The following is a 12,611-nucleotide window of genomic DNA, read 5'->3' as shown; positions in this document are numbered from 1 at the left end:
GCAACTCGCTTACGAACTTTGTTCTCTGCTCGACAACGCGGTCCAAAGGGCTGGCTGATTTCCCAGAGGACGGAATGCCCCCAGAAATTTGAACAAGACAGTTGCTCCCACACGAACAGCACAAGCCTCAAGAACTGTGGCGTACCTGTGGGAGCCGGCTTGCCGGCGATGGGCCCGCACAGGCACTACTAGTGCCACGGATCAACCCGCTTCGCCTGCTACCCGCTATGCTTGTTACATGGCCCCACTGCAAAAGGATTGCTGTCCATGTCCCCCTTTCTGTCCCTGTTCGTGCCGGTGTTTCTGTTCCTGCTGCTGCTAACCATCGGCTTCAGCCTGCGCGAGCGCAACATCGGTGTGCTGATGATGTGGATCGGCACACTGGGCATCTTCGGCCTTACTTGCTGGAAGATCCTGGAGAAACTGCCCACATAAACCTCTACACTCGGTCCATCGTTTGACCTGAGGTAGATTTCCCGGTGCCTGCCCTTCTGCGTTGCCTGTCCCTGCTGCTGTTATTGTTCATCACCCCGGTTCATGCCGCGGGCCTGCCGAGCCTGCTCGGCTCCAGCGCGCCTGCGCAGCCTGAGGCCACCGAGCCACTGGGCAAGTCGCTGGACGAGGTGATCAAGAACCTCGAAAACGACCAGCAACGCGCCAAGTTGCTGGCCGACCTGAAAAAACTGCGCGACGCCACCAAGCAATCACAACCCACCGTCGAACAGGGCGTGCTAGGCCTGATCGGTGGTGCTTTGCATGACTTCGAACAGCAGTTCAGCGGCGATGCCAGCCCCTTCCACCGCTGGGCGGCAGAAATCGAGCAAGCCCAGGCAGAACTGACCGAACTGGTGGTCCCGGTGCACCAGTGGCCGGCGATCCTGTTCGGCTTTGCCGCGATCATCGCGGTCTGGAGCCTGCTGGCATACGCCTTCAACTGGATTGGCCACCGAGTACGGCTACGCTTCGGCCTCACCGAAGAGCTGCCCCAGCACCCGCGCACCTGGGACCTGGTGCGCTTTGCCTTGCGCAAGCTCGGGCCCTGGCTAGTAGCCTTGGTGTTCACCGTGTACCTGAGCTTCGCCCTGCCCTCGTCGCTGGGCAAGTCGATGGCCATGGTGCTGGCGTATGCGTTGGTGGTCGGCACCTGCTTCTCGGCCATCTGCGTGATCGCCTTCTCGCTGCTCGACGGCCCACACCGCCACCGCGCCCTGCATATCCTGCGGCACCAGGCCTTCCGCCCGCTGTGGCTGATCGGCAGCTTTGCCGCCTTCGGTGAGGCCATGAGCGACCCTCGACTGACCGTCGCCCTCGGCACCCACCTGGCCCATGCCCTGGCCACCTTGGCCAACGTCATCGCGGCGATCTGCACCGGGCTGTTCATCCTGCGGTTCCGCCGCCCGATCGCCCACCTGATCCGCAACCAACCCTTGGACCGGCGCCTGACCCGGCGCACCCTGAGCGACACGATCGAGATCCTTGGCAGCTTCTGGTTCGCGCCCGCGTTGATCCTGGTGGGTATTTCGCTGTTCGCGACCTTCGTCTCGGCCGGCGACACCAGTACCGCCCTGCGCCAGTCGTTGATGTGCACAGTGCTGGTGGTGGTGTGCATGGTGCTCAACGGCCTGGTGCGCCGCCACGCGGCCAACCCCAAACGCGCCAACAAGCGCCAAGCGGTGTACACCGAGCGCTTGCGCAACTTCGCCTATGCCCTGGTGCACCTGTTCATCTGGCTGCTGTTCATTGAGCTGGGGCTGCGCGTGTGGGGCTTGTCGATGATCACCTTCGCCGAAGGCGACGGCCACGAGGTGAGCCTGCGCCTGCTGGGCCTGGCCGGCACGCTGATCGCCGCCTGGCTGGTGTGGATCCTGGCCGACACGGCCGTGCACCACGCCTTGGTGCGCTCGCGCCGCGGGCTGGCCAACGCCCGCGCGCAAACCATGATGCCGCTGATCCGCAACGTCATGTTCGTGGCCATCTTCATCATCGCGGTGATCGTTGCCCTGGCCAACATGGGCATGAACGTCACCCCGCTGCTGGCCGGTGCCGGTGTGATCGGCCTGGCCATCGGTTTTGGCGCCCAGTCCCTGGTAGCCGACCTGATCACCGGGCTGTTCATCATCATCGAGGATTCGCTGGCCATCGACGACTACGTGGATGTCGGTGGGCACCTGGGGACGGTCGAGGGCCTGACCATCCGCACCGTGCGCCTGCGCGACATCGACGGCATCGTGCACACCATCCCGTTCAGCGAGATCAAGAGCATCAAGAACTACTCGCGGGAGTTCGGTTACGCGATTTTCCGCGTAGCGATCCCGCACAGCATGAACATCGACCAGGCCATCACACTGATCCGCGAAGTGGGGCAGAAACTGCGTAACGACCCGTTGATGCGCCGCAATATCTGGTCGCCGCTGGAGCTGCAGGGCGTAGAGAGCTTTGAGTCGGGCTCGGCGATTTTGCGAGCGCGCTTCAAGACCGCGCCGATCAAGCAATGGGAAGTGTCGCGGGCGTTCAACCTGGCGTTGAAGCGCCAGCTGGATGAAGCAGGGCTGGACCTGGCGACGCCGCGGTTGTCGGTGCAGGTGGTGACGGCGGGCGGGGGCGGTATGAGCGAAACCAGTTCCTCCAGTTAGGGCCTCTTCGCGGGCAAGCCCGCTCCCACAGGATCACCACAGCGTCGAATACTGCGAGGCTCCTGTGGGAGCGGGCTTGCCCGCGAAGAAGCCACCCCATTACCCCGCCTGGGCGCGGATGCGGATTGCATCATGCCGCCAATATTCCAGGTCACAGTCGATCAGGTGCCCCTGCTGGTCACTGTTGACCCGGGTGATGTGTAGCCCCGGGCTGCCGACCGACACCTTCAACGCGGCCGCTGCCTCGATCGGCAACGCCGTCGGCAGAATCTCGAAGCACACCTGCCCATAGCCGATGCCGTATACCCGCCCATAAATCTCGGTCAGCGACTGCGCCAGGTCCTGTTCGAGAATGCCCGGGAAATACCGCGGGTTCAGGTAGTGCTCGGCATACAGCACCGCCCGCCCATCGATACGCCGCAGCCGGCAGATTCGCACCACACTGGACAACGCCGGCAGTTGCAGCCGCGCGCAGACAACGGCAGAAGCCGGCTGCAGCCGAGCCGACAACAGCTCGGTACTCGGCACCCGCCCCTGGTCACGCACCATCGCATGAAAGTGACTACGCTCGATCAGGTCATAGGTCAGCCGCTGGGGCGCGACGAACCAGCCGCGCCGCTCTTCCCGGTAGATCAGCCCCTGGGCCTCCAGCTGTGCCAAGGCCTCGCGCAGGGTGATGCGCGTGGTGTCGAACACCTCGCTGAGCTTGCGCTCGGCCGGCAGCTTGCCACCCGGCGCCAGCAGGCCGTGTTCGATCTGCTCCTGCAGGGCGTGGCAGATGGCTGTTACCGCACGCGGGGGCATCGGTTGCATCAAAGGTTACCTATCTGGACTAGGCCAGCCCCATGACGGGGCAATTGGAGAGTAGTGCAAGCCTAGGCAGGGCTGATGAACATCCTGTGACAAAGGCACCACACGGGCTTTGCCAGTTTCGGGCCAAGCCCGCTAAATCAGGGCCTGCGATCTGGTCTACGCTGTATTTTCAGGCAGCCGGAACCCCCGGTTGAAGCCTCCCCCTACATCAAACTGTCACGCAAGCGGCCTACCTTGGCTCAAGGTTTGCTGACCTAGACCAAAGGTCGCTGACAACTGCCTCATTCACGACAACGATCGCAACAGGCACCCACCCAAGGAGCTTCGGATGAAAAAGTTCTTCATGGCGTCACTGCTCGGTTCGGCCATCGCCCTGTGTACCACGGCCATGGCCGCCGGCACCGACCTCAAGGCCCTGGAAGACGCCGCCCGCAAGGAAGGCACCGTCAACAGCGTGGGCATGCCCGATGCCTGGGCCAACTGGAAAGGCACCTGGGAGGACCTGGCCAATAAATATGGCCTCAAGCACAGCGACACCGACATGAGTTCGGCCCAGGAAATCGCCAAATTCGAGGCCGAGAAAGACAACGCCAGTGCCGACATCGGCGACGTCGGCGCCGCCTTTGGCCCGATTGCCGTGACCAAGGGCGTGAGCCAACCGTACAAGCCGAGCACCTGGGACCAGGTACCCGCATGGGCCAAGGACAAGGACGGGCATTGGGCGCTGGCCTATACCGGCACCATCGCCTTCATCATCAACAAGGACCTGGTGAAAGAAGAAGAACGCCCGAAAACCTGGCATGACCTGGAGAAAGGCAAGTACAAGGTTGCCATCGGCGATGTCGGCACCGCGGCCCAGGCCGCCAACGGTGTACTGGCCGCAGCCATCGCCTATAAAGGCAGCGAAAGCAACATCGAGCCAGGCCTGCAACTGTTCACCAAGCTGGCCCAGCAGAAGCGCCTGTCGCTCGCCAACCCCACCATCCAGACCCTGGAAAAAGGTGAAGTGGAAGTGGGTGTGGTGTGGGACTTCAACGGCCTGAGCTACCGCGAGCAGATCGACCCCAAGCGCTTCGAAGTGCTGATCCCCTCGGACGGTTCGGTGATCTCGGGCTATACCACCATCATCAACAAGTACGCCAAGCACCCGAACGCAGCCAAGCTGGCGCGTGAGTACATCTTCAGCGATGCCGGGCAGACTAACCTTGCCATCGGTCACGCCCGGCCGATCCGCGCCGAGCACCTGAAGCTGCCGGCCGATGTGCAGGCCAAGCTGCTGCCCAATGAGCAATATGGTGCTGCCCAGCCGATCAAGGATGCCGCTGCTTGGGAAGCGACCTCGAAGGCACTGCCGCAGAAGTGGCAGGAGCAAGTGATCATCAACATGGAATAACGGCCTGGATTTTCTAGTGCCTGATCCGGCCTCTTCGCGGGGCAAGCCCGCTCCCACAGGTACAGCACAGGTGCCGTTGCTGTGCTGTACCTGTGGGAGCGGGCTTGCCCCGCGAATGGGACGACGCGGTAATGACTGATACCCCAGCGGAGCCACCATGCAACACAACGTCATCCTGGTCCTGCTCGACGGCCTCAACCACCAGGTTGCCCACCATGCCATGGGCCACCTGCACGCCTACGTCGAGGCCGATCGCGCCGCCCTGTACCGCGTGGAATGCGAGCTACCGTCGCTGTCACGCCCGCTGTACGAATGCATCCTCACCGGCGTCACGCCGATCGACAGCGGCATCGTGCACAACAATGTCAACCGCCTGTCCAACCAGCGCAGCGTGTTCCACTACGCCCGCGAAGCGGGGCTGGGTACTGCGGCGGCGGCCTATCACTGGATGAGCGAGCTGTACAACCGCTCGCCGTTCGATGCGCAGCGCGACCGCCACACCCATGCGCCGAAGCTGCCGATCCAGCACGGCCTGTTCTACTGGGACGACCGCTACCCCGATTCACACCTGCTGGCCGACGCCGAATACCTGCGCCGCCGGCATGCGCCGAACTTCCTGCTGGTGCACCCGATGAGCATCGACGACGTCGGCCACCGCCATGGCCTGGACAGCAGCCAGTACCGCAACGCGGCACGCAGCGCTGACATCCTCTTGGCCGACTACCTGCCGCGCTGGCTCGAAGAGGGTTATCAGGTGCTGGTCACCGCCGACCACGGCATGAACAACGACCGCTCGCACAATGGCCTGCTGGCCGAGGAACGCGAGGTCCCGCTGTTTGTCTTTGGTGATGGCTTCAGCCTCGACCCTGCTGCCAAGCCGCTGCAAACCGAGTTGTGCGGCACCATCTGCGAGCTGCTTGGCGTGGCCCACGACAAGACCGTGTGCCGGGAGCTGCTCAAGTGAATGCCAGCCATCGCGGCCGTTACCTTGCCCTGCTCTGCCTGCTGCCATTCGCCGTGTTCTTCATCATCTTCCAGATCGCCCCGCTGGCCTGGGTGGCGATCAACAGCGTGCAGTCCGAGGCGGGCTGGGGGTTGGAAAACTTCAGCAAGGTGTTCGCCTCGAAGTTCTACCTGCAGGCCTTGCAACGCAGCCTGGAGATCAGCTTCTGGTCGAGCCTGTTCGGTATCGTCATCGCTACCCTCGGGGCGTACTCGCTGCGCCAGGTGGATTCGCGGCTGCGCGACTTCGTCAGTGCCTTCGCCAACATGACCAGCAACTTCGCCGGCGTGCCACTGGCCTTCGCCTTCATCATCCTGCTGGGTTTCAACGGCGCACTGACCCTGCTGCTTAAACAGATCGGCCTGCTGGAAGACTTCAGCATCTACTCCAAAAGCGGGCTGATCCTGGTGTACACCTACTTCCAAATCCCCTTGGGCGTGCTGTTGCTGTACCCGGCGTTCGATGCCTTGCGTGAAGACTGGCGTGAGTCGGCCGCCCTGCTCGGCGCCAACCACTGGCAGTTCTGGCGCCATATCGGCCTGCCGGTGCTGACCCCGGCGTTGCTCGGCACCTTCGTCATCCTCTTGGCCAATGCCCTGGGCGCCTATGCAACGGTGTATGCGTTGACCACCGGCAACTTCAACGTGCTGCCGATCCGCATCGCTGGCCTGGTGGCCGGTGACATCAGCCTCGACCCTAACCTTGCGAGTGCCCTGGCCATGGTGCTGGTGGGGCTGATGACGCTGGTCACGGTGGTCCATCAATGGCTGCTGAAAAGGAGCTACCATGCGCGCTGAAACAAACGCCAGCAGCCTCTACCACCGCCTGGTGGTGTACCTGCTGTTCCTGATTTTGCTGCTGCCGCTGGCCGGCACCCTGCTCTACTCCGTGGCCACCAGCTGGTCGGCCAGCCTGCTGCCCAGCGGCCTGACCCTGAAGTGGTACGTGGCGCTGTGGAGCGAGCCGCGCTTTCTGGCGGCGTTCGGCCAGTCGCTGCTGGTGTGCGTGGGCGCACTGATACTGTCGGTGGTGCTGATCCTGCCGCTGCTGTTCGTGGTGCACTACCACTTCCCCAAGCTCGACGCACTGATGAACATCCTCATCCTGCTGCCGTTCGCGGTGCCGCCGGTGGTGTCCGCCGTAGGGTTGCTGCAGCTGTATGGCAGCGGGCCCATGGCCATGGTCGGCACCCCGTGGATTCTGATCGGCTGCTATTTCACCATCGCCCTCCCGTTCATGTACCGGGCAATCACCAACAACCTGCAGGCGATCAACCTGCGCGACCTGATGGACGCCGCCCAACTGCTCGGGGCCAGCACCTGGCAAGCGGCGTTTCTGGTGGTGCTGCCGAACCTGCGCAAAGGCCTGATGGTGGCCCTGCTGCTGTCGTTCTCGTTCCTGTTCGGCGAGTTCGTGTTCGCCAACCTGCTGGTCGGCACCCGCTACGAGACGCTGCAGGTTTACCTGAACAACATGCGCAACAGCAGCGGCCACTTCAACAGCGCGCTGGTGATCTCCTACTTCGCCTTCGTGCTGGTACTCACCTGGGTCGCCAACCGCCTGAACAAGGACAAGACCTGACATGAGCTTCGTCAGCGTACAGCAACTGCACAAACGCTATGCCGGCACACCGGTTTTCGAAAACATTGACTGCCAGATCGAACGCGGCGAGTTCGTCACCCTGCTCGGCCCTTCCGGCTGCGGCAAGTCCACCCTGCTGCGCTGCATCGCCGGGCTAACCCCGGTGGACGGGGGGCGCATCCTGCTCGATGGCCAGGACATCGTGCCACTGAGCCCGCAGAAGCGCGGCATCGGCATGGTGTTCCAGAGCTACGCGCTGTTCCCCAACATGACCGTGGAACAGAACGTTGCCTTTGGCCTGCGCATGCAAAAGGTCAAGGCCGACGAGAGCCAGGCGCGGGTGCGTGAGGTGCTCGACCTGGTGGAGCTGGGCAGCTTCGCCGGGCGCTATCCGCACCAGCTGTCGGGTGGCCAGTGCCAGCGCGTGGCCCTGGCCCGTTCACTGGTGACCCGCCCGCGCCTGCTGCTGCTCGACGAGCCGCTGTCGGCGCTGGATGCGCGCATTCGCAAGCACCTGCGCGAGCAGATCCGCGCGATCCAGCGTGAACTGGGGCTGACCACCATCTTCGTCACCCACGACCAGGAAGAGGCCCTGACGATGTCAGACCGCATCTTCCTGATGAACCAGGGCCGCATCGTCCAGAGCGGCGATGCCGAAACCCTCTACACCGCCCCCGTGGACCTGTTTGCTGCGGGCTTTATCGGCAACTACAACCTGCTCGACCCGGAAAGCGCCAGCCGCCTGCTGCAACGCCCGGTGGCCAGCCGCCTGGCCATTCGCCCCGAATCCATCACCCTGGGCCTGAATGGCGAACTGGACGGTGAAGTGCGCAGCCACAGCCTGCTGGGCAACGTCATCCGTTACCGGGTGCGGGTGCGTGAGGTGGAGCTGGTAGTCGACGTGCTCAACCGCTCGTCTGCCGACCTGCATCCGGACGGCCAGCGGGTATCCTTGTCGATCGACCCCACGGCGCTGCGGGAAGTGGCTTAAGGAGATTCAACACAATGGCACTGGCAATTTTCGATCTGGACGAAACCCTGATCCACGGCGACTGCGCGTCACTGTGGAGCGAGCAGATGGCCCGGCTGGGCTGGGTCGACGGCAAGGACTTCCTGCGTCGCGACCATGAATTGATGGAGGCCTATGGCAAGGGCCACCTGGCGATGGAGGACTACATGGCCTTTAGCCTGGAGCCGATTGCCGGGCGCACCCTGGAAGAGGTTGAGCACCTGGTGGAGCCGTGGGTGGAGGACGTTATCGAGCCGATCATTTTCGGCGACGCCTGCCGCTGCATCGCTGAGCATCGCAAGCGTGGCGACCGTATCCTGATCATTTCCGCCTCGGGTACGCACTTGGTCGGGCCGATTGCGGCGCGGTTGGGCGTGGACGAGTACCTGGCGATCGAGCTGGAGGCGGTGAATGGGGTGTACACCGGCAAGACCCATGGGGTGCTGACCTACCGTGAAGGCAAGATCACCCGGTTGCTGGAGTGGCTGGATCAGGAGCAGGAGAACCTGGAAGGGGCGAGTTTCTATTCCGATTCGCGGAACGATCTGCCGTTGTTGTTGAAGGTGGACCATCCGTTTGTGGTGAACCCAGATGCGGTGTTGCGCGAGCATGCCGAGATCAATGGCTGGCCGATTCTGACTTGGCGCTGAACATACTGGCCGCTTCGCGGGACAAGCCCGCTCCCACAGGAATATCACAGGCTCAGGATCAGTGATTTACCTGTAGGAGCGGGCTTGCCCCGCGAAGAGGCCGGGCCTGCTTACACCAGGCTCGGATCGATCACCATCACCAGCTTGCCCGACACTTGGTTAGTCTCAAGCTCGGCATACGCCGCCTGGGCAAATTCCACCGGGTAGGTATCCACCAACTGCGCCGACAACCGCCCTTCGGCGAACAGCGGCCACACCTGCTGCAGCAACTCACGCAGCAACTCGGCCTTGAAGCCATCGTCACGGTTGCGCAGCGTTGAGCCGGTGATTTCCAGGCGCTTACCCAGCACCTGTGCCAGGTCCAGCTCGAACTTTCGTCCGCCCATCAGGCCGATGATCACCCATCGCCCGTCACGCGCCAGCAGTTTGAGGTTGAGTTCGCCATAACTGGCACCCACCGGGTCGAGAATCACGTCGAACGGCCCAACGCCTTCCAGCGCATCGAGGTTCTCGTTACGCACCACACCACCGGCAGCACCCAGCGCTTCGCAGTAGGCCAGGCGATCCTGCGAGCCAACACTCACATACACCGGGTTGCCAAACGCCTTGCACAACTGGATCGCCGCCGAACCCACGCCGCTGGCCCCTGCGTGTACCAGCACTTTCTCGCCGGCTTTGACGGCGCCCAACTGGAAGATGTTCAACCACGCCGTGGCGTACACCTCAGGCAGTGCCGCCGCTTCGTGCAAGCTCAGGCCTTCAGGTACCGGCAGCACATGGCGGGCATCGACCACCACTTCTTCAGCCATCGCACCACTGGCCAGCAGCGCACACACCCGCTCGCCCACACGCCAATCGGCGCCCGGCCCAACTTCTTCGATAATGCCGGCGCACTCCAGGCCCATATAAGGGCTGGCGCCAGGCGGTGGCGGGTACAGCCCCTTCATTTGCAACAGGTCGGCGCGGTTCAGCCCCGCAGCAGCCACGCGAATGCGTACTTGGCCCGCGTCAAGGGCCGGGCGCTCGGCCTCGACCCACTCCACATGTCCGTCTTCGCCTTGCAATGCCTTCACAGTGCCTCCATAGTTGAATCATGACTGAGCCTGGGGAACCCTCGCCCCGGGCTTTTTGCAGTATTTGTCCGGCTCCATGGAACCGGCAACGGAAAAGACGGCCTACTATGCGTGATCAATTGCCTCCACGTCGAATCAGCATGAAGCATTTCCTCCCAAGCACCGCCCTGGCCCTGATGATTGGCCTCGGCAGCCTTACGCTCGGCGGCAATGCGGCGGCCGCCAACAAGTGGGACAGCCTGCAGCCGGACCGCGACGAGATCGTCGCCAGCCTTAATGTGGTGGAACTGCTCAAGCGCCACCACTACAGCAAGCCACCGCTCGATGACGCCCGCTCGGTGATCATCTACGACAGCTACATCAAGCTGCTGGACCCTGCGCGCAGCTACTTCACCGCGGCCGACATCGCAGAGTTCGACAAGTGGAAGACACAGTTCGACGACTTCCTCAAAAGCGGCAACCTCGACCCGGGCTTCACCATCTACAAACGCTACCTTGACCGCGTCAAACAGCGCCTGGACTTTGCCCTGGCCGAGCTGAACAAAGGCGTCGACAAGATCGACTTCACCACCAAGGAAACCTTGCTGATCGACCGCAAGGACGCCCCGTGGATGAAGAACCAGGCCGAACTCGACGACCTGTGGCGCAAGCGTGTCAAAGACGAAGTGCTGCGCCAGAAGATCGCCGGCAAAGAGCCCAAGCAGATCCAGGAAACCCTGACCAAGCGCTACAAGAACCAGCTGGCGCGCCTGGACCAGACCCGTGCCGAGGATATCTTCCAGGCCTACATCAATACCTTCGCCCAGTCCTACGACCCGCACACCAACTACCTGTCGCCGGACAACGCAGAAAACTTCGACATCAACATGAGCTTGTCGCTCGAAGGCATCGGCGCAGTACTGCAAAGCGACAACGACCAGGTCAAGATCGTTCGCCTGGTGCCGGCAGGCCCTGCCGCCAAGACCAAGCAGGTCGCTCCGGCCGACAAGATCATCGGCGTGGCCCAGGGCAACAAGGAAATGGTCGACGTGGTCGGCTGGCGCCTGGACGAAGTGGTCAAGCTGATCCGTGGCCCAAAAGGCTCGGTGGTGCGCCTGGAGGTCATCCCGGCCAGCAATGCCCCGAGCGACCAGACCAGCAAGATCGTTTCGATCACCCGCGAAGCCGTCAAGCTTGAAGAGCAGGCGGCGAAAAAGTCGGTGCTCAAGCTCAAGCAGGATGGCCGTGACTACAAGCTGGGCATCATCGAGATCCCGGCCTTCTACCTGGACTTCAAGGCCTACCGTGCCGGTGATCCGGAGTACAAGAGCACCACGCGCGACGTGAAGAAGCTGCTCACCGAACTGCAAAAAGAGAAAGTCGATGGCGTAGTCATCGACCTGCGCAACAACGGCGGCGGTTCGCTGCAGGAAGCCACCGAGCTGACCAGCCTGTTCATCGACAAGGGCCCGACGGTGCTGGTGCGCAACAGCGACGGCCGCGTCGACGTGCTCGAGGACGAAAACCCGGGCGCCTTCTACAAAGGCCCGCTGGCACTGCTGGTCAACCGCCTGTCGGCCTCGGCCTCGGAGATCTTCGCCGGTGCCATGCAGGACTACCACCGGGCACTGATCGTCGGTGGCCAGACCTTCGGCAAAGGCACCGTGCAGACCATCCAACCGCTCAACCATGGTGAGCTGAAACTGACCTTGGCCAAGTTCTACCGGGTGTCTGGGCAGAGCACCCAGCACCAGGGCGTGCTGCCGGACATCGACTACCCATCGATCATCGACACCAAGGAAATCGGCGAGAGCGCCCTGCCCGAGGCGATGCCGTGGGACACCATCCGCCCGGTGGTCAAGCCAGCGGCCGACCCGTTCAAGCCGTACCTGACCCAGCTCAAGGCACAGCATGAAGCGCGCAGCGTCAAGGATGCCGAGTTCACCTACATCCGCGACCGCCTGGCACTGGCCCAGAAGCTGATGAACGAGAAGACCGTCAGCCTCAACGAGCAAGAACGCCGTGCCCGCCACGATGAGATCGAGGGCAAGCAGTTGGCCCTGGAAAACATCCGCCGCAAGGCCAAAGGTGAAGAGCCGCTCAAAGAGCTGAAGAAGGAAGATGAAGACGCATTGCCGGCTGAAGATGAAAACACCAAACCGGAAGACGACGCCTACCTGTCCGAGACAGGGCGCATTCTGCTCGACTACCTGAGCGCAAGCTCGCAGGTGGCCAAGCACTGAGGTTAGGCATGCGTTAACCAAAAGGGCCGGGTGTGAAAGCACCCGGCCCTTTTCTTTGTATGTGAGCAGCCTTGTGCTGCGAAGAGGCCAGTGAAAACACCAAAGATCTGCGGTGTTTTCACTGGCCTCTTCGCAGCACAAGGCTGCTCCTATGTATGGACTCGCCCACACTGTCTAGCTGCTTTTGAACATAGGAACCCGGTTGCATCTATGTATCAGGCCTATTCGAGGAAG

The 12,611-nt window shown here is 62.6% G+C and carries 11 protein-coding genes; 9 read left to right on the top strand and 2 right to left on the bottom strand.

Translation table 11 applies throughout. From position 1 onward, the window contains the following. Positions 1-267: 267 nt before the first annotated feature. The gene (locus tag HU750_RS26745; RefSeq protein ID WP_167334464.1) at positions 268-435 is read left to right on the top strand and encodes a hypothetical protein; all 168 of its coding nucleotides are present in this window, start codon (positions 268-270) and stop codon (positions 433-435) included. 44 nt (positions 436-479) lie between these two features. After that, a complete protein-coding gene (locus HU750_RS26740; RefSeq protein ID WP_186683353.1) occupies positions 480-2,633 on the top strand; it encodes a mechanosensitive ion channel domain-containing protein in 2,154 nt (717 codons plus the stop codon). A gap of 99 nt (positions 2,634-2,732) precedes the next feature. Here HU750_RS26740 and HU750_RS26735 read toward each other — a convergent pair whose 3' ends face one another. Next, the gene (locus HU750_RS26735; RefSeq protein ID WP_099428539.1) at positions 2,733-3,446 is read right to left on the bottom strand and encodes a UTRA domain-containing protein; all 714 of its coding nucleotides are present in this window, start codon (positions 3,444-3,446) and stop codon (positions 2,733-2,735) included. Positions 3,447-3,774: 328 nt separating this feature from the next. Here HU750_RS26735 and HU750_RS26730 point away from each other — a divergent pair, with 328 nt between their 5' ends. The 6 genes from HU750_RS26730 (at position 3,775) to HU750_RS26705 (ending at position 9,082) form a co-directional block, all read left to right on the top strand. Continuing rightward, complete coding sequence (locus HU750_RS26730; RefSeq protein ID WP_186683351.1) at positions 3,775-4,839, top strand: ABC transporter substrate-binding protein; 1,065 nt, start codon at positions 3,775-3,777, stop codon at positions 4,837-4,839. A gap of 157 nt (positions 4,840-4,996) precedes the next feature. Then, positions 4,997-5,803, top strand: coding sequence for an alkaline phosphatase family protein (locus tag HU750_RS26725; RefSeq protein WP_027595910.1), 807 nt, complete (start codon positions 4,997-4,999; stop codon positions 5,801-5,803). Continuing rightward, the gene (locus HU750_RS26720; RefSeq protein WP_027595909.1) at positions 5,800-6,639 is read left to right on the top strand and encodes an ABC transporter permease; all 840 of its coding nucleotides are present in this window, start codon (positions 5,800-5,802) and stop codon (positions 6,637-6,639) included. Before HU750_RS26725 ends, HU750_RS26720 begins: the two co-directional genes overlap by 4 nt. Continuing rightward, the gene (locus HU750_RS26715; RefSeq protein ID WP_027595908.1) at positions 6,629-7,423 is read left to right on the top strand and encodes an ABC transporter permease; all 795 of its coding nucleotides are present in this window, start codon (positions 6,629-6,631) and stop codon (positions 7,421-7,423) included. The genes HU750_RS26720 and HU750_RS26715 overlap by 11 nt, the downstream gene beginning before the upstream one ends. 1 nt (position 7,424) lies before the next feature. Further along, positions 7,425-8,414 carry an ABC transporter ATP-binding protein gene (locus tag HU750_RS26710; RefSeq protein ID WP_027595907.1) on the top strand — a complete coding sequence of 330 codons (990 nt, stop codon included), beginning with the start codon at positions 7,425-7,427 and terminating at the stop codon, positions 8,412-8,414. Between the two features lie 14 nt (positions 8,415-8,428). After that, positions 8,429-9,082 carry an HAD family hydrolase gene (locus HU750_RS26705; RefSeq protein WP_186683349.1) on the top strand — a complete coding sequence of 218 codons (654 nt, stop codon included), beginning with the start codon at positions 8,429-8,431 and terminating at the stop codon, positions 9,080-9,082. Between the two features lie 110 nt (positions 9,083-9,192). On the opposite strand, the gene HU750_RS26700 is transcribed toward HU750_RS26705, so the two are convergent. Beyond that, positions 9,193-10,155, bottom strand: coding sequence for an NAD(P)H-quinone oxidoreductase (locus HU750_RS26700; RefSeq protein WP_085272783.1), 963 nt, complete (start codon positions 10,153-10,155; stop codon positions 9,193-9,195). Between the two features lie 140 nt (positions 10,156-10,295). Here HU750_RS26700 and HU750_RS26695 point away from each other — a divergent pair, with 140 nt between their 5' ends. Further along, complete coding sequence (locus tag HU750_RS26695) at positions 10,296-12,377, top strand: carboxy terminal-processing peptidase (RefSeq protein WP_186683347.1); 2,082 nt, start codon at positions 10,296-10,298, stop codon at positions 12,375-12,377. Positions 12,378-12,611: the final 234 nt, after the last annotated feature.

The sequence above is a fragment of the Pseudomonas sp. SWRI50 genome, from assembly GCF_014269095.1.
In the GTDB taxonomy this organism is placed as follows: domain Bacteria; phylum Pseudomonadota; class Gammaproteobacteria; order Pseudomonadales; family Pseudomonadaceae; genus Aquipseudomonas; species Aquipseudomonas kermanshahensis.
Note: the sequence above shows the minus strand (reverse complement) of the source record. Positions and strands in the feature narration are given on the sequence as shown.

What these genes read in the sequence shown, in the direction of transcription:
- HU750_RS26745 (WP_167334464.1), top strand. Translation starts at nt 268, where the DNA reads ATGTCCCCCTTTCTGTCCCTGTTCGTGCCGGTGTTTCTGTTCCTGCTG.
- HU750_RS26735 (WP_099428539.1), bottom strand. Translation starts at nt 3,446, where the DNA reads ATGCAACCGATGCCCCCGCGTGCGGTAACAGCCATCTGCCACGCCCTG.
- HU750_RS26730 (WP_186683351.1), top strand. Translation starts at nt 3,775, where the DNA reads ATGAAAAAGTTCTTCATGGCGTCACTGCTCGGTTCGGCCATCGCCCTG.
- HU750_RS26725 (WP_027595910.1), top strand. Translation starts at nt 4,997, where the DNA reads ATGCAACACAACGTCATCCTGGTCCTGCTCGACGGCCTCAACCACCAG.
- HU750_RS26715 (WP_027595908.1), top strand. Translation starts at nt 6,629, where the DNA reads ATGCGCGCTGAAACAAACGCCAGCAGCCTCTACCACCGCCTGGTGGTG.
- HU750_RS26710 (WP_027595907.1), top strand. Translation starts at nt 7,425, where the DNA reads ATGAGCTTCGTCAGCGTACAGCAACTGCACAAACGCTATGCCGGCACA.
- HU750_RS26705 (WP_186683349.1), top strand. Translation starts at nt 8,429, where the DNA reads ATGGCACTGGCAATTTTCGATCTGGACGAAACCCTGATCCACGGCGAC.
- HU750_RS26695 (WP_186683347.1), top strand. Translation starts at nt 10,296, where the DNA reads ATGAAGCATTTCCTCCCAAGCACCGCCCTGGCCCTGATGATTGGCCTC.